We start from the raw sequence: 17,069 nt of genomic DNA, 5'->3' as shown, positions 1-17,069 counted from the left end.
GTCGCGGCCTGCCCGCCGGGGGTCAGCGCCAGGTGTCGTCGCGCGTGGCCGTGCCGCCGCCGGGGGTGGTGAAGGACCGGTTCGGGTCGCTCTCCCAGGTGACCGAGCCGTCGGTGTTCTTCTTGATGTACTTGTATTGGACGGCCGTGTTCGCCGGCAGGCTCACCGTGGCCCGCCAGATCGGGTACGTCGCCGACGACAGCGCCACGGCGCTCGCCGGGTTCCAGTTGCCCAGCTCGGGGACGTTCCCGACCACGAAGACGTTCTGCCCCCACGACGTCGTCACGTTCGCGTTGAACGAGGTGGCGACGGCCGAGGAGGTCGGGGTGGGGGACGGGGTGCCGGTCGCGCCGACGCGAATGGCGACCGCGCCCTTGGCCGGTACGGTGACCGTCGCCGTGCCGCTCGATCCGACGGTCACCGAGCCGCTTCCGGTCAGGTTGGTGTACGTCCCGGCGGGCAGGCCGGTCGTGAAGGTGCCGGAGTAGGACCCGGAGCCGTTGTTGATGGCCACCCATCCCTTGGCGCCCCGGCTGAAGGCGATGACGCTGGAGCTGGGGGCGGTCCAGTTGGCCACCGAGGTGCCCTTGACCGTGTTGTGGAAGCCGACCATGCCGTTGATCGCGCCGTCGCGGTGCAGGCAGGTCCATCCGCTGGAGCAGTTCGCCGCCGTCACGTAGCCGTTGCCGTCCGAGGGCGGCGAGGCGTCGTTGTCGCCGAAGGTGAAGCCGTCGTAGATCTGCGGCGTGCCGAAGTTCCAGGCCAGCTGGAAGATGTTCGCCAGGTTGTAGGTGGAGCCGCTCTTGTAGGTGAGGGTCGAGCCGTTGCGCTCGGTGTCATGGTTGGTGACGAAGGTGACGGCCTTGTCGCTCGGCTGCATCCCGCCCCAGCCGGCGCCGAAGGTCTGCAGCTCGGAGATGTTGCCCTCGAACTTCTGCTTGAGGTAGCGCCCGTACTGGAAGTCCAGCACGTCGCCGAGCCCGGTGTACTGGCTCGGCTGCACGGCCTCGCCGGCGCCGTAGATCACTTCCTGGAAGATGTACGGGGAGCCGGTGACCTGGCTGTAGATCGCCCCCACGTCGGCCGGGCTCATGTGCTTGACCGCGTCCACGCGGAAGCCGTCGACGCCGAGGCTCCGCAGGTCGTTGAGGTAGGTGGCGATCCGCGCTCGTACGTAGCTCGCGCCGGTGTCCAGGTCGGCGAGGCCCACCAGCTCGCACTTCTGCACGTTGTTCGCGCTGCCGGTGTAGTCGCCGTCGTGGATGGTGTTGTCGGAGTTGCCGCAGGCGTTCGGGTAGTAGTGGAAGTCGGCCGACGAGTACGTGCCCGTGTAGGTGTACTTGGAGAAGCTCTTCCCGCCGTACGACGTCGAGCCCTGGCCGGTCATGTGGTTGATCACCGCGTCGGCGTAGACCTTCACGCCCGCCGCGTGGCAGGCCTGGACCATGGACGAGAACTGCGCGCGGCTGCCCATCCGGCTGGTCAGGTCGTAACCGGCGGGCTGGTAGAGCTCCCACCACGAGTGGGTGCCGGACAGCTTCATCGAGTCCTGCGGGGGCGACACCTGGACGCCTCCGTACCCGGCCGGGCCGAGCACGTTGGTGCACTCCGCGGAGACCGAGGGCCAGTTCCAGGTGAAGAGGTTGGCGATGACGTCGTTCGTGCCGGACGGGGCGGCCTGCGCGGAGCCGGTCGTCAGCGGGACGCCGACCAGGGCCAGCAGGAATGCCAGGACGGCGGTGATGGTGAGGGGGCGGGATTTGTAGGATCTCACGTGGGGCCTCCAGGTTCGATGGATGCGATCCCGTGCCGGGCCGGGTGCTGCAACACCTGGCCCGGCGTGTGTCCCTCCCCGCCGGTGGACCGCCGGCACGGAGCCGGCCGGTCTCGCGGCGCGGGAGGGGTCGGTGCGCCTACGACCGCACGAAGACCGCGACCGTACGGGCCGGGACGGTCAGGGTGCCGGTCGAGGAGTCGAAGGCGGACTGCCTGACGACGGCGTCGTCGGAGGCCGCCTGGACGGGATGGAGGGTCACCTGGGTCCCCTTCAGCGCGGCCACGGTCTGCGACCGCGTCTGCGGCGTCGCGTTGAAGACGACGGTGATCGACTTCCAGCGCGGGTCGACGCCGGGGGAGTCCAGGTGCATGGTGAGGACGCCCGGGGTCTCCGTCGCGCCGCTCGCCGGGAAGGACAGCCGCTTCTGCACCTCGGCCAGGGAGCCGAGCGAGAACGCGGGGGAGGAGGAGCGGATCTTCAGCAGATCGCCGAACCGCGCCCGGGCGGCGCCGATCGCCGTGCAGTCGGGCTTGAGCGCCGGATCGGCCAGCAGCGGCCTGGCGTACGGCCACTTGGCCTCGTTGTCGGCCTTCGGCGGCAGCCCGGCGCCGAACCCGTTGCCCGCCGAGCAGTCCCACAGCAGCCGGTTGAACCAGTCGCCGGAGTCGAAGGAGTTGCGGTCCAGGGACTTCGACCGCAGCCGCTCGGTGCCGGCGTTGAGGAACGCCGTGCCCTGCGACAGCATCATCGACGCCAGCGAGAGCGACTGCATGCGCACCCGGTCGGCCATCGGCGTCGCCTGCGGCAGCTTGTAGGCCAGCGCGTCGAACAGCGTCTCGTTGTCGTGGGCGTCGACGTAGTTGACCGCCTCGCCCGGGGCGCCGGTGTACCCGGCGGGGGAGCCGTTGTAGTCGACCTCCGAGCCCTTCACCTCCTTGCCCGTCGAGGCCGTGAACCGGAAGTCGCGCAGGTTTCCGGTGAGCCCCACCTTGACCAGGTCCTGGTAGTGGAGGAGCCGCGCCTCCTGCTGCTCCGCGGTGCCGTTGGCCGGGGAACCGTTCGGCGAGCCCGCGAGGCCGGAGCCGAAGCCCTGCACCCGGGGGTCGGCGTCGAAGGGCCCGCCGCCGCGCACCGCGTCGCGCAGCCGGTCGTTGAACGTGCCGATGCCGGTGCCCGCCATGTTGGCCTGCGTGGCCTGGACGAAGCGAGCGTTGTCCGCCACCTCGCCGAAGTTCCAGCCCTCGCCGTACAGGATGATCGACTTGCCGTCGACGCCGTCGCGCGCGATCGTCAGCTTGTCGAGCGCGGCCCGCACCGCGAGGATGTTCGCCTTCGGATGGTGGCCCATCAGGTCGAACCTGAACCCGTCGACCTTGTACTCCTTGGCCCAGGTCACGATGGAGTCCACGACGAGCTTGCCCATCATGGCGTTCTCCGGCGCGGTGTTGGCGCAGCAGGTGGAGGTGGCCACCGTGCCGTCGTCCAGCAGCCGGTGATAGTAGCCGGGCACGATCCTGTCCAGCACCGACTTGGGGTCCTGACCGGCGGCGTAGGTGTGGTTGTAGACCACGTCCATCACCACCCGCAGCCCCGCCCCGTTGAGCCCGGCCACCATCGACCGGAACTCGCCGATGCGCCGTGATCCGTCCGGATCGGTGGAGTACGACCCTTCCGGCACGGTGTAGTGCACCGGGTCGTACCCCCAGTTGAAGGAGTCCTTCGCGGCGGTCTTCGCGACGCAGTCCTGCTGCTGCTCGGAGTCGGCGGGCATCGAGGACAGGTCGCAGGACGGCTCGGTGCGGTCGGCCCTCTTCTCCGGGACGCTCCCGATGTCGAAGGCGGGCAGCAGGTGCACGTGGGTCAGCCCGTCGGCGGCCAGCGCCTTGAGTTCCTTCATTCCGGCGGAGTCGCCGGTGAAGGCCGCGTACGTGCCACGCTTCGCCGCGGGGACGGTCGTGTCCGAGGCCGAGAAGTCGCGCACGTGCAGCTCGTAGATGGACGCCTTCTCCTGGCTCACCGCCTTCGGCTTGCGCAGCGAGGTCCACCCGTCGGGCCGCAGCGAGCGGTCGTCCAGGTCCACGAGCTGGCTGCGCACCGAGTCGGCCGCGAGTGACTGGCTGTAGGGGTCGGTCACCTCGTTGGTCACGACCTTGCCGGCCGCCGGGGCGTACACGGTGACCAGGAAGGTGTAGTACCGCCCCTTCCAGGTGGGCATGCCGCGCACCGACCAGACGCCGGTGGCGTCGTCGCGCCGCATCTGCTCGACCGTACGGCCGCCGCCCGAGGCGTCGCGGTAGAGCGCCAGCTCGACCTTCCGCGCGGTCGGCGCCCACACCGACAGCGTGGGCGACGCCGACCCCGTGGACGGCCAGACGGGCCCGAGGCCGGCGGCCGAGGCCTTGGCGTACAGGTCGTCGAGCACGCCCGCGATCTGCACGCCGGTCGCGGTGAGCAGTACGCCCGCGGCGTCCCGCTCGACGGCAACGACCTGGCCGCGCAGCGCTTCGCGCACGAGGTCGGCGTCGCGCGGGTCGACCTTGAGCGCCGCGTACGAGGCCAGGTGCGGCCACTTCGCCTTCTGGGCGTCGGTCAGCCCCGCGCCGGCGGTCAGCCGGACGAGGCGGATGTCGCCGGTCAGGTCGCCCTTGGCGTAGGCGATGTCGCCCTTCTCGGAGAAGGCCATCGCGTAGTGCGACGCGGCGGAGGGGGTGAGGTTCCACGCGACGGTGTCCCGGTCGATCCAGACGGCCTTCGCCTTGGACAGGTCGGCGTCGGCGCCGCGCGCCGGAGGCTGCGGCAGCAGGTGGCCCTCGGTGGCGGCCAGGCGCCAGACCTCGTTGCCGTCGGTGGCGAGTTCGAGCGACTGGTTGTCTGGAAGGTCCTTCTCGTCGCCCTTGTGGATGATGTAGCTCAGGCTCGTCGCCCCCTCGGCCAGTGGCACACGGTAGTACGCCCCGAAGCCGTCGGTCCCGGCCGGCTGGACGGGCGTGGCCCACTCGGTCGGAGTGGCCGCCCCGCCCCACACGTGCAGCCCCCAGCCGTCGTAGTTCCCGTCCGCGCGCCGGTAATGCAGGATCGCGACGTTCTCCGCGGCGGCCCGGCTCTTGTAGAGCCGCGAGTCACCGGACTTGACGTACGTCTCCGGCTGCGTGGCCGGGGTGAACGACTGGTCGGGGCCGGGGTCCTTGGTGTCGCCCTTGTGGATGATGTAGTTCAGCGGCACCGACGGGTCCTTGAGCGGCACCTTCCAGAACGCGCCGAAGGAGTCGGTGCCGTCGGGCTGGCGGGGGGTCGCCCACTCGGTGCCCGCGCCGTCGGCCAGCGCGTCGCCCCAAAGATGCAGGCCCCACCCGTCGTAGTCCTTGCCAGGACGGCTGTAGTGGACGGTCGCGTACCCCTGGGCCGCCGCCCGGGAGGCGAACGTCTCGGGCTTGCCCTCGGCCAGCCACACCTCGCCGTTCTTGGCCGGGTTGACCGTACGGTCGCCGCCGTCCTTCTCGTCGCCCTTGTGGGCGATGATCCCGACGCCGGTCGCGCCCGGCTTGAGCCTGATCCAGGCGAAGCGCCCGAAGGAGTCCTCTCCGGTGAGCGGCAGCGGGGCGCCCCACTCGGTGGGCTGCTCGACGTCGCCCCACACGTGCAGGCCCCAGCCGTCGTAGTCCGAGCGCTGGTAGTGCACGACGAGCCAGTCACGCGTGACCGCGCCAGGCTCCTCGGGGACGGGCGCCGCGCCGACGGTGGCCGTCTCGCTCGCGGAGGCGAACCGGCCCGCGGAGTCCTTCACGACCGCCTTGTAGGTGATCTTCGTACCGGCCGCGAGGCCGCTCAGGTCGTGGAACACCCGGAACGTACGGCCGGCGGCGGTGACCGTGGGGGCGTCGTCGGTGCCCAGCACCTTCCAGGGGCCGTCGCCCGCCTTGGCGGCGAACGTCACCTGGTCGAACCCCGTGCCCGGCACGGTCGCCGCGACCGGGATCCGCCCGTCGCCCTCCGTGCCCCTGATCTCCGCGCCGGGGAGCGCGATGGAGACGGCGGGCGCGGCGGCGGGGGCGGCGAGCCTGGCCGAGGCGCGGTAGACGACCGCCGAGAGCGGCGGGACCGTCACGGCGAGCCTGCGGTCGGAGGCCGAGGTGGCCGTGGCCGCCGCCTCGCCGTAGACCTTGGTGAAGGCCATCCCGGCGGAGTAGGTCGGGATGGCGGCGGTCGCGGCCGCCTTGGCGTTGTTCACCGCGACGACGTACTCGACCTGGTCCTTGGCGTCGATGCGGCTGAAGGCGTAGAGGCCGTTCTCGGCGAGGCGCTCGACCTGGGCGCCGTCCGCCAGCGCGGGGTGGGCGTCACGCAGCTTCCCCAGTGCCGCGATGCCCTGGTAGAGCGGGTGGGTCGCGACGAAGTTGTCCTGCGCGTGAGTCGCGGTCGTGCCGATCAGGTCGTCGGTCAGGTAGCTCTGGGTCCGCGAGGCGAACATCGACTGCCGCGCGTCCTTGTCACCGCCCTTGCCGGTGAACCCCTGCTCGTCGCCGTAGTAGACCACCGGCTGCCCTCGGGTGAGGTACATCAGCTCGTGGGCGAGCAGGTCCCTCCTGAGCAGCTCGCCGTCCGGCGCGCCGGGGTTGTCCTGGCTGATGAACCGGCCGATGCGGCCCATGTCGTGGTTGCCGAGGAAGGTCGGCAGCGAGGCCGCGTTGCTGTCGGCGTCGGTGTGGTAGTCGTCGCCCGCGTAGAGCTGGGCGAGCCGCGCCGCCCCGGCAGTGCCGCCGCTGAACGAGCGCGCGGCCTCCTGGAAGGGGAAGTCCAGCGTGGCGTCCAGCCCGCCGCGCGTGGAGTAACGGCTGGTCATGGCGGGGTCGCTGGAGTACACCTCGCCGAACATGAAGAAGCGCTTGTTGCCGAGCTGGGCCGCGTAGCCGTGCAGCGCGGGGGAGAAGCGCTCCCAGAACTCCATGTTGACGTGCTTGGCCGTGTCGATCCTGAAGCCGTCGATTCCGGTGTCACGGACCCACGTCTTGTAGATGTCGGTCATCCCCCTGACGACCTCGGGGCGCTCGGTCCACAGGTCGTCGAGGCCGGAGAAGTCGCCGTACTCGTCGGTCTCGCCGCCGCTGAAGGTGGAGTCGCCCCTGTTGTGGTACATCGTCGGGTCGTTGAGCCAGGAGGGCGTCTTCACCCCCTTCTCCGCGACCGGCGTGTACGGGAACGAGTCCGTGTCGACCTTGGGGAAGGTGTCCTTGCCTGCGTAGTCGCGGTCGTCGAACGGCCTGCCGTTGACGTCGACGTACGGGTAGGCGGCCTTGGACCGGTAGGAGTAGGCCTTCTCCTTGTAGTCGACGACGTCCGCGGTGTGGTTGGTGATGATGTCGAAGAAGACCTTCATCCCGCGCTTGTGCGCCTCGCTGACGAGCTGCTTCATCTGCGCGTTGGTGCCGAGGTGCGGGTCGATCGAGGTGAAGTCGGTGATCCAGTAGCCGTGGTACCCGGCGGAGGCGTCGGCCCCCTTGCCCTGGACCGGCCGGTTCTTGAACGAGGGGGTCAGCCAGATCGCCGTGCTGCCGAGATTCTTGACGTAGTCCAGCTTGCCGATCAGACCGGCGAGGTCGCCGCCCTGGTAGAAGCCCTTGTCGGTGGGGTCGAATCCGGTGCTGAGCCGGTCGCCCGTGAGCCCGCCCTTGTCGTTGCGGGTGTCGCCGTTGGCGAACCGGTCGGTCATCGTGAAGTAGAACCGCTCGCGCGACAGACCGGCGCGCAGGGCATCCCGCGCCAGGTCCTTGTCGGAGGGGTCCGCCTTGCCGCTCAGCGCGGATACCAGCGGTTTCCCGGCGTCCGGGGCTGGAGAGCCGGGGGCGGCGAGGTCGGTCACCGCCTCGGGGGCGGCGGCGTGGGCGGGGGACACGGCGGCGAGCGGCGACGCGGTCAGTACCGCTGCGAGGACCGCGGCCACCAAGTGGCCGGGCCCGCGTGCGGGAGACCTTCTCGCGGACCGTGGGGGGAATGGCCAGACCACTGGAGGCTCCACGGGTCGTATTTCATGGGTGTTGCCCGGAAGTTACTCACAAGACACGATCTATGCAATGCCTTACTGAAATTTCCTGAAAATAACCAATCGGCAGGACATGGGGCTGGAAGTCGGCCGGTGTCGATGTCGAGCGGCTACTCCGCCAGGTGATTTACTGATTACCGGCTGTGGTGTTTCCGGTCCCCACAAAATAGCCGCAATGCCGGTAAGTCGCCTGGATGTGGAGAAATATGCTGTACGTCTTCTTTGGTGGCATAAATGGCGATTTGGGGCTTTGGCGGCAGCCGTTCGTGCGGAGCTCCAGGGTGGGACGCCGTCCGCTGTGCCCGGGCCGCTCCCTCGGGGGCGCCCGATCCGGGGCCTCCGGCCGCCTCGCCGCCACGACCCGCTCGGCGCCTTTCCGTGCTTTCCACCGCCGCCGCCCAGGGGTCTGGCCGCGCCCGCACTGCGCGTTCCGCCACCTGGGGTACTGACGCGTTCGGCCCCCCGGTGAAGGTAAGCGGACGGTTCTCGTAAGGAGGACGATATGGACGACCGTCACACGGCGCCTGAGCTGTCGAGCGAGAATGACGTCGTTGACCTGCTACTGCGTCAGCACGGCATGATCACCGAGCTTTTCGACGAGGTCGAGCGGGCCACCGGCCGCGAGCGGGGCGAGGCGTTCCACCGCCTGGTGCGGATGCTCGCCGTGCACGAGACCGCCGAGGAGGAGATCGTGCACCCGTACGCCCGGCTGAAGCTGGAGGACGGCGACACGGTGGTGGACCGGCGCCTCAACGAGGAGCGGCAGGGCAAGCTGCTGCTCAGCCACCTGGAACGGCTGGGGACCGACCACCCCGAGTTCTCCCGCAACCTCCGGGCGCTGCGCGCGACCGTGCTGGCGCACGCGCGGGCCGAGGAGCGTGACGAGTTCGCGCTGCTGCGTGCCCGGACGAACGAGGCCGAGCGCCGCGCCATGGCGGCCGGGGTGAGGGCCGCCGAGGCGATGGCCCCCACGCACCCGCATCCCGGCATCGAGTCGGCCACCATGAACATTCTGCTCGGCCCGCCCGCCGCCATCGTCGACCGCACGCGCGACGCCATCAGAAGGGCCATGAACGGCCGGCCCTGACCCCGTCCTGCCTTGGCCGACCCGGCATGATGCCTGGGCCGGCCTGGGCGGTCTATGCGTGGGCGGGACCGGGCGCTCATGCCTGGGCCGGCCTGGGAGTCAGCCGGTGGGCTCCGGGGTACGGTGGGTCGGGCGGGCGCCGGGGGGTATCCGCACCGGGATCTCCCCGCCCAGCCGCGCCCCCGACGTGAGCTCCAGGTCGTCGCCGCTCCAGAAGCGGCCGGGGTCGTACCAGTTGGGGTTGCGCCCGGTGGGGAGCAGGCCCATCTCCTGGTACGTCGCGGCGACCACCTCCGCGCAGTAGGCGGTCTCCAGGGCGGCGTCCCCCGCGCCCCGCCTGAAGACGGGCACCCGGCCGCGCAGCCAGCGGCCGGCGAGCCGGGCCGTCGAGGGGAACGGCGTGCCGTCGAGCCGCGCGATGGCACGCAGCAGCCCGTCCTCCATCTCGTGGGTGACCGGCCGGTCGAGCTGGCGCAGCCACCCCCGCTGCCCGTACTTCGTCGCCCAGACCACCACCGCGTCGCGCAGATCGTGGAGCTGGACCCCGCGCTGGTGGGTGCCCGACCACATGTCGGGAAGCGACCGGCCCAGCTCGGCATGCCACATCAGCGGGGGCAGGTCGTCGATGACGACCGACATGCCGACGTGGTTGACCGGGCTGTTCGTCGTCATCTGGATGGCCCGGTCGGGCACCGTGCGCCCCCGGAACAGCCAGACGTCCCCGGTGCGTGTCAGGTCGAGGGCCTCGTCGAGGCTGATGCTTACGCCAGACATCCCATTAGCCTAGGGACATGCGCTGGTGGAAGATACTCGGCTTGGCAGGCTTCGCGGGAGTCGCGGCCACGGGGGTGGTGATCGCCCGGGCGGAGCGCCGCCGCCGCTCCTACACCCCTGAGGAGATCCGATCGCGGCTGCGCGACCGCCTCGCCGAGGCCTCTGCGACCGGCACGACCACGCCGCCCCCCGCCCCCGAACCTCTGGGCGCGGTGGGCCGCCTCCGGTCATTGCTCCACTCCCGACTGAACCCAGCAAAAGCCCTGAACACCCGCAAGTTAACGTGGCCGCCCTCGCTGCCCCGTCAACGCCGCTGACGAACCGGCGGGCCAGTCCTCGCCCAGACCATGCGGCGGAAACCACAACTTCAGCCGGTGGAACCACAACTTTCAGCTTCAGCCGATGCGGAGCACCTGTCGTGCGCGACGAAGTGCTCTAGCGGGTCGTATATGGCGATCTTTGCAGAACGGCGGGGCTGACTTACGATTGCGGAGCATCTGGAGCCGAGGTGACGTGGGGCGGCGAGGGATGTGCCTGCTGGGGCACACGTGGGCAACCTGCCCGCCGAGGTAACGAGCTTTGTGGGGCGACAGCGCGAGGCCGCTGAGGTCGTGCGGATGCTGGGGGAGTCGCGCCTGGTCACGCTCACCGGGGTGGGCGGGGTCGGCAAGACACGGCTCGCGCTGCACGTCGCGCGCGAGCTGACGTCGTGGTTCCCCGACGGGGTGTGGTTCGTGGAGCTGTCGTCGCTGCGCGAGGCGGCGCTGCTCGCTCATGCCGTCAGCTCCGTGCTGGGGGTCGCCCAGCAGGCCGGTCGCCCGCAGATGGCCGTCCTGGTCGAGTTCCTCGCGCGCCGGCGCTCGCTGCTCGTGCTGGACACGTGCGAGCACCTCGTGCAGGGGTGTGCCGAGATGGTGGAGACGCTGGTGCGGGGCGCGCCCGATCTGCGGATCCTCGTGACCAGCAGGCGCCTCCTCGGGCTGCCCGGCGAGTCCTGCCTCCAGGTCGAGCCGCTGCCCATCGAAGGCCGCTACCGCGCGGCGGTTGCCGAGGCGGAGCTCGTACCCCCCGAAGGCCAGAGACGTCCTGCCGCGCCCTCCGCGAGCGCGGCACCGACGCCGGACGGCGCGGTGGCGCTGTTCGCCGATCGGGCGGCCGAGCATGTCCCCGGGTTCGTCGCGACGCCGGAGGTGGCGCTGCTGTGCCAGCGGCTCGACGGCATCCCGCTGGCGATCGAGCTCGCCGCCGTACGGCTGCGCACGCTGACCGTCGAGCAGATCATGGGACGCATCGACGACCGTTTCGGCCTGCTGTCGGGCGGGAGCCGTACGGGGCCGCCGCGCCACCAGACCCTGCGCACGGCGATCGGGTGGAGCCACGAGCTGTGCGAGCCGCTGGAGCGCCTGCTCTGGGCCCGACTCTCGGTCTTCGCCGCGGACTTCGACCTGGAAGCGGCGCAGGCCGTCTGCGCCGACCCGGACACCGGCTCGGACACCGGACTGCGGCGCGAGCAGGTGGAAGACGTCCTGATCGCCCTGATGGAGAAGTCCATCGTGCGGCGCGTCGACACGGGTAAGGCGATCCGCTTCCGGATGCTCGACACGCTCAGGGAGTACGGCGCGGAGTGGCTGCGCGAGCTCGATGAGCACGCCCGGGCGCGGTGCCGTCACCGTGACTACTACCTGGGCCTGGCCCGCCGGTTCGATGAGGAATGGTTCGGCCCGGACCAGGTCGCCTGGTACGTGCGCATGAACCACGAGCTGCCGAATCTCCGTTCCGCGCTCGACTTCTGCCTCGCCGAGCCTTCCGAGCACGCAGCCGGCCTCGATCTGGCAGGAAGGCTGGCCTACTTCTGGATGGCCTGCGGCTTCATCTCCGAGGGCCGTCACTACCTCCAGCGGGCGCTCTCGCTCAGCCGTACCCCGGGTACGAGCCTGTCGCGGGCGCTGTGGACCTGCGCGTGGCTGGCCGACTTCCAGGGAGACCTGGATGAGGCCAACGACCTCGCCACCGAGTGCCTGTCCCAGTCGTTCTCCTGCGGCGACCTCGCAGCGGCCGGATGGGGCACGGTCTGCTGCGCGAACACCGGACTCCACTGGGGCTACGTCTCCGAGGCGCTGGCCATGTACGAGCGTGCGCGCGAGACGCACGAGGACGGCGGCGACCGCGGCGCCGGCCTCGCGTACGCGCTGACGGGCCAGGCGTACGCGCTGACCCGCCTCGGCAGGCCCGAGCAGGCGCTGTCGTGCCTGCGGCAGCAGAGGACGCTGTGCGGTTCCTGCGGTGACATCTGGCTGCACTCCTCAGGGGACTGGGTCCGCAGCCTCATCGAGCTCGACCGCAGGGACTTCCCGATGGCCGACAGGTTCGCCCGTACGTCACTGCGCGCGAAGCACCTCCTGCACGACAGCCTCGGGATGGTGATGGCGCTGGCCAGCATGGCCCGTTCGGCGGTGGGCCTCGGCGACATGGAGCGCTCGGCCCGGTTGCTCGGCATCGGCGAGCTCGTCGAGCGCGGGTTCGGCCTGTGGCTCGGCCCCTCGGAGCCGGACGGGCTGCGCGAGGAGGCCGAGTGGCGGGCCAGGGCGGTGCTCGGGGACCGGGCCTTCGAGGCGGAGTACGCCTGGGGCCGTGAGCAGGACGTCGAGAGCGCCCTCGCGTACGCGCTCACCGGCGACGACGTGACCACTCGTCCGTAGTTTCGTAGCGGGAAGGTCTTTCGCGGCGAGCGGCGAGCGGCGGGTCGCGGGTCACACTTGCGTCGAGGGGGCGCCTCGGCCGGTGAGGCCGGGGGCCTCCTCCTGGCCAAAGGTGATCATGATGTACCGGCCGTTGGAGTAGCTGACCACAGGCCGCTCAAGCATGGCCCCCACCCTGCGGGCGACCGCTTGGAACAGCTCCACCATCTCCTCGGTGTCGGCGGACACCCTGAACCGTCCATCGGCGAGGAGCTGCTGGGCGACGAAGGGGGCGAAGTTCGCCTCGCTCCGGACCTTCTCCTCCGCACTGAAAGGGGTGCGCCGGGGTGCGGGCCGCGTGCCGAGAGGGTGGGTCATCGCTGCTCTCCTCGTGATCGCCGTCCGTCCAGCATGCCATCCGAACCTCCCCCTGCGGACCACTACCGAGCGGTCGACGGTGGCCGCGTGGGAGTCGCGGAAGCGGCGAAATCGGGGGTGAAGGTTGTGTTGACATAGATGCCAAAAATGACATTATTCAGCCATGCGTCAGGAAGCCGAGCGGCTGCTGCAGATTCAGGATGACTTCGAGCGCTTCCGCGCCGCCACGCGCATGCTGGTGGACCTCGATGATCTCATCCTCGAGATCTCGCGCATCAGGAACGAGAGCGCCTCGCGGATGCAGATCAGCGCGGTGACGCCCCCCACGCGCTCCGATGACGCCCTGCCCGACGACGCCCGCGCCGTGCTGGAGTGCATCCGGCGGACCGGCGCCCAGCGTTTCCGGCGGCGTGACGTGTTCCGCCGCCTCGCGCGCCGCTTCAAGACCGTCGCGGCGATGGTCCCGGCGCTGGACCTGCTGGAGGCGGCCGGCTACATCCGCAAGGTCGAGCCCAGCACCGAGCCCGGCCAGCCCGGACGGCGCCGCTCCCCCGAGTACGAGGTCCGCCTCTAGAACGTGTCCCGCGGATCTCCCTGGTGATCCACGGTGGACGCGTCAGCGAGTGAGCAGGTCGATCACGCCCGTGGTGCCCTCGTCGCCGTGGCCGTCGGCGAGGCGGCGCTCCATCAGGGCCATGAACGGGGTCAGCAGCTCGGCGCTGACTCCCTGCTCATCGGCCGTGCGCAGCAGCGTCGAGTTGCCCTCGACCATCATGGCGAGGTTGGAGACCACGCCCTTGGTGTAGTCGCCGCTCTCCAGGTGGCCGGCGATCCCGTACGCGTAAGGGGCCATGGCGGTGAGCCAGTTGACGAGCGAAGGGGCGAAGTCCTCCGGCGCGACGTCCTCCTTGCGGATCAGCGCGAAGGCGTGCGAGACCCCGGCGAACATCCCGGTCATCGCGCTCAGCAGCGCCACGTCGTGGAGCGCGGCGAGGCCGGGGTCCTCACCGACGTACCTGGTGCCGGCCGGGATGGCCAGCGCGCCGTGGTGGGTGTCGAAGAGGGCACGGGATCCGCTGTAGAAGACATAGCCGCCGGATCCCGGCGCGCCGATCATCGGCGGGACCGCCATGATCCCGCCGTCCAGGTAGCGGGCGCCGCGCTCCCCGGCCCACTCGGCGCGAGCGCGCGCCTGGGCGGGGGTGCCGGTGGTGAGGTTGACCAGGTCCCTGCCCGTCAGGTCGGCGCCGGTCAGGGCCTCGCCGACCGAGGCGTCGTCGAGCAGGCAGACCACTACGAGACCGCTCGCGGCCACCGCCTCGGCGGCCGTTCCGGCAACCGTCGCGCCCTCGGCCGCGAGTGGCTCGGCCCGGCCGGGGGTGCGGTTCCAGACGGTCGTCGGATGCCCGGCGGCGAGCCACGCGCGGGCGAGCGCGGTACCCATGGCACCGAGCCCGAGGAGAGTGAGCCGGGACTTCTCAAAGGTGTCTTCATCCATGCCGAATAGACTTGCCGCAGCCCCCGGAATGATCAAGTACGCACTTTGAAGTGGGTGGTTACTCCGGGGTGAGTGAGCAGGTAGGAGGGTGGACCATGGCTACCGCACGGAGGCCGGGGGCGTACGTCTGCGGAATCGACGCGGCGATGGACCTGATCGGCGGCAAGTGGAAGGTGCTGATCCTCTGGGCGCTCAACGAACGGGCGTGCCGCTTCGGCGAGCTGCGCAGGGTGTTGCCGGGAGTGACCGAGAAGGTGCTCGCCTCCCATCTGCGCGAGCTGGAGGTGGACGGCATCGTGCACCGCGAGGTGTACGACGAGGTGCCGCCCCGCGTCGAGTACTCGCTGACTTCGCTCGGCGTCTCGCTCAACGCGGCGCTGGCGCCGCTCGGCGCATGGGGACGGGAGCACGTACTCGGCGGCGTGGAGGGCGCTCACCACGTCCCGCACTAGGCGGCGTCACGCGGAGCCGCACCCGGTTCGCCGTGGGAGGAGTACGCCCCCCGGGCTCCCCGCGCCCGGGCTTCGGGTGGTCGGGCGGATACTGGGAACGAGAGCCAGGTTCCGGGGGGTACTCATGGCGATCGCGACGATCAACCCGGCTACGGGTGAGACTCTGAAGACCTTCGAGCCACTGGACGAGCACCAGGTGGAGGAGCGGCTCGAGCTCGCCGCCGCGGAGTTCGGGAGGTACCGGACCAGCGACTTCAAGCAGCGGGCCGAGTGGATGCTGAGCGCCGCCGCGCTGCTGGAGGCGGAGCAGGAGCACGTCGCCCGGCTGATGACCATCGAGATGGGCAAGACGGTGGCCTCCGCGAGGGCCGAGGTGGCCAAGTGCGTCGGCGGCATGCGCTTCTACGCCGAGCGCGCCGAGGAGTTCCTGGCCGACGAGCCCTCCGATCCCACCGCTGTGGGCGCCCGGCGGGCGTACGTGCGCTACCAGCCGCTCGGGCCGGTGCTCGCGGTCATGCCGTGGAACTTCCCCTGCTGGCAGGTGATCCGGTTCGCCGCGCCCGCGCTGATGGCGGGCGACGTCGGGCTGCTGAAGCACGCCTCGAACGTGCCGCAGGTCGCGCTCTACCTCGGCGAGCTGTTCGCCCGTGCCGGGTTCCCCGGCGGCTGCTTCCAGACCCTGCTGATCGGGTCGGACGCGGTGGAACGCGTACTGCGCGACCACCGGGTGGTGGCGGCGACCCTCACCGGCTCGGAGGGGGCGGGCCGTTCGGTGGCCTCGATCGCGGGCGGCGAGGTCAAGAAGACGGTGCTGGAGCTCGGCGGCTCCGACCCCTACGTCGTCATGCCGTCCGCCGACCTCGAAAGGGCGGTGGAGACCGGAGTCGCCGCGCGCGTGCAGAACAACGGCCAGTCGTGCATCGCCGCCAAGCGGTTCATCGTCCACGCCGCCGTGTATGAGGACTTCACCGAACGGTTCGTGTCGCGGATGCAGTCGCTGCGGCTGGGCGACCCCATGGACGAGGCGACCGACGTCGGGCCCCTCGCCACCCAGCAGGGGCGGGACGACCTGGAGAAGCTGGTGGCCGACGCGGTCGGCCGGGGCGCCCGGGTGCTGTGCGGGGGAGTGACCCCGTCGAGGACCGGGTGGTTCTTCGAGCCGACGGTGATCACCGACGTCACCCCCGAGATGAGGATGTTCGGCGAGGAGGTGTTCGGCCCGGTGGCGCAGCTGTACCAGGTGGCGGACATCGACGAGGCGATGGCGCTGGCCAACGTCACCATGTTCGGGCTCGGGGCGAACGCCTGGACCTCCGACCCGGAGGAGGGGGAGCGCTTCGCCGACGAGCTGGAGGCGGGCCTGGTGTTCGTCAACGGCATGGTCACCTCCTATCCCCAGCTCCCGTTCGGCGGCGTCAAGCATTCCGGGTACGGCCGCGAGCTGGGCGCGAACGGCATCCGCGAGTTCTGCCACATCAAGACCGTCTGGATCGGCTGATCCCCCACCGCGTCACCGTCCGGATTCGGATGATCTAATTTCCGGATGGGACGAGCGAAGGGCGGTGCCCGGGTGAAGGTCTTCGGGTGCCTTCGGGTGAGCGGCGGCGGGCCGGCGCCAGGTGTGGCCGGGGGGCTCGCGTGACGGGCGGCGGGCTGGTGGCCGGCCGTACGGCCCTGGTCACCGGGGCTGGGCAGGGCATCGGGCTGGCCATCGCGCGCATCCTCCACGAGCACGGGGCCAGGGTCGTGGTGACCGACCAGGACGCCGCGCTGGCCGCCACGGCCGCCGAACGGCTCGGCGGCGGGGAGCCGGTGTCCTCGCTCGGATGCGACGTCACCGGCGAGGAGGCGGTCACGGCCGCCGTGAGCCACGCCGTCGAACGCTTCGGCACCCTGGACATCCTGGTCAACAACGCCGGAATCACCAGGGACGCCACCCTGCGCAAGATGACCCTCGCCGACTTCGAGGCGGTCGTGGACGTCCACCTGAAGGGCACATGGCTGGGGGTGCGCGCGGCGGCGGAGGTGATGCGCGCGGCCGGTTCCGGATCGATCATCAATATTTCCTCCCTGTCCGGTAAGTCAGGGAATTTTGGGCAGACGAATTACAGCGCCGCCAAGGCGGGCATCATCGGGCTCACCAAGGCGGCCGCCAAGGAGCTGGCTCCGCGTGGCGTCCGGGTCAACGCCGTGCAGCCCGGCCTGATCCGCACCGCGATGACCGAGGCCATGCCGCCCGACGTCTTCGCCGCGAGGGAGGCCGACATCCCGATGAAGCGCGCGGGCGAGCCGCACGAGGTGGCGGGCGCGGTTCTCTTCCTCGCCTCGGACCTGTCGAGCTACATGACCGGCGCCGTGCTGGAGGTCGGCGGGGGCCGCCTGATGTAG

General features: G+C 70.6%; 12 protein-coding genes. 7 read left to right on the top strand and 5 right to left on the bottom strand.

Features of this window, described 5'->3' with window-relative positions:
- Positions 1 to 22: 22 nt before the first annotated feature.
- Together ACOZ38_RS32820 and pulA are read right to left on the bottom strand one after the other, a co-directional pair.
- On the bottom strand, positions 23 to 1,774 hold the full coding sequence (locus ACOZ38_RS32820) for a carbohydrate-binding module family 20 domain-containing protein (RefSeq protein WP_424534940.1): 1,752 nt from the start codon (positions 1,772 to 1,774) through the stop codon (positions 23 to 25).
- A gap of 139 nt (positions 1,775 to 1,913) precedes the next feature.
- Entirely contained in the window at positions 1,914 to 7,715 is a 5,802-nt protein-coding gene (gene pulA / locus ACOZ38_RS32815) for a pullulanase-type alpha-1,6-glucosidase (protein ID WP_424537128.1), read from the bottom strand.
- A gap of 601 nt (positions 7,716 to 8,316) precedes the next feature.
- On the opposite strand from pulA, the gene ACOZ38_RS32810 reads away from it, so the two are divergent.
- Complete coding sequence (locus ACOZ38_RS32810; protein ID WP_424534939.1) at positions 8,317 to 8,901, top strand: hemerythrin domain-containing protein; 585 nt, start codon at positions 8,317 to 8,319, stop codon at positions 8,899 to 8,901.
- Between the two features lie 99 nt (positions 8,902 to 9,000).
- On the opposite strand, the gene ACOZ38_RS32805 is transcribed toward ACOZ38_RS32810, so the two are convergent.
- On the bottom strand, positions 9,001 to 9,675 hold the full coding sequence (locus ACOZ38_RS32805; protein ID WP_424534938.1) for a hypothetical protein: 675 nt from the start codon (positions 9,673 to 9,675) through the stop codon (positions 9,001 to 9,003).
- 17 nt (positions 9,676 to 9,692) lie between these two features.
- Between ACOZ38_RS32805 and ACOZ38_RS32800 the strand changes: the two genes are divergently transcribed.
- A complete protein-coding gene (locus ACOZ38_RS32800; protein ID WP_424534937.1) occupies positions 9,693 to 9,992 on the top strand; it encodes a hypothetical protein in 300 nt (99 codons plus the stop codon).
- Between the two features lie 264 nt (positions 9,993 to 10,256).
- On the top strand, positions 10,257 to 12,374 hold the full coding sequence (locus ACOZ38_RS32795; RefSeq protein WP_424534936.1) for an ATP-binding protein: 2,118 nt from the start codon (positions 10,257 to 10,259) through the stop codon (positions 12,372 to 12,374).
- 51 nt (positions 12,375 to 12,425) lie between these two features.
- Here the strand turns inward: ACOZ38_RS32795 and ACOZ38_RS32790 are convergent, their stop codons facing one another.
- The gene (locus tag ACOZ38_RS32790) at positions 12,426 to 12,731 is read right to left on the bottom strand and encodes a hypothetical protein (RefSeq protein WP_424534935.1); all 306 of its coding nucleotides are present in this window, start codon (positions 12,729 to 12,731) and stop codon (positions 12,426 to 12,428) included.
- A gap of 163 nt (positions 12,732 to 12,894) precedes the next feature.
- Between ACOZ38_RS32790 and ACOZ38_RS32785 the strand changes: the two genes are divergently transcribed.
- Complete coding sequence (locus tag ACOZ38_RS32785) at positions 12,895 to 13,305, top strand: hypothetical protein (protein WP_405139616.1); 411 nt, start codon at positions 12,895 to 12,897, stop codon at positions 13,303 to 13,305.
- Between the two features lie 42 nt (positions 13,306 to 13,347).
- Here ACOZ38_RS32785 and ACOZ38_RS32780 read toward each other — a convergent pair whose 3' ends face one another.
- On the bottom strand, positions 13,348 to 14,229 hold the full coding sequence (locus ACOZ38_RS32780) for an NAD(P)-dependent oxidoreductase (RefSeq protein ID WP_424534934.1): 882 nt from the start codon (positions 14,227 to 14,229) through the stop codon (positions 13,348 to 13,350).
- A 95-nt stretch (positions 14,230 to 14,324) separates the two neighbouring features.
- Here ACOZ38_RS32780 and ACOZ38_RS32775 point away from each other — a divergent pair, with 95 nt between their 5' ends.
- From ACOZ38_RS32775 to fabG, 3 genes are all read left to right on the top strand, one after another.
- A complete protein-coding gene (locus tag ACOZ38_RS32775; RefSeq protein WP_424534933.1) occupies positions 14,325 to 14,681 on the top strand; it encodes a winged helix-turn-helix transcriptional regulator in 357 nt (118 codons plus the stop codon).
- Between the two features lie 124 nt (positions 14,682 to 14,805).
- On the top strand, positions 14,806 to 16,179 hold the full coding sequence (locus ACOZ38_RS32770) for an NADP-dependent succinic semialdehyde dehydrogenase (protein ID WP_424534932.1): 1,374 nt from the start codon (positions 14,806 to 14,808) through the stop codon (positions 16,177 to 16,179).
- A gap of 140 nt (positions 16,180 to 16,319) precedes the next feature.
- Positions 16,320 to 17,069, top strand: a complete 750-nt coding sequence (gene fabG, locus ACOZ38_RS32765; protein ID WP_424534931.1) for a 3-oxoacyl-ACP reductase FabG — start codon at positions 16,320 to 16,322, stop codon at positions 17,067 to 17,069.

Source organism: Sphaerisporangium viridialbum (assembly GCF_049674955.1).
In the GTDB taxonomy this organism is placed as follows: Bacteria; Actinomycetota; Actinomycetes; order Streptosporangiales; family Streptosporangiaceae; genus Sphaerisporangium; species Sphaerisporangium viridialbum.
Note: the sequence above shows the minus strand (reverse complement) of the source record. Positions and strands in the feature narration are given on the sequence as shown.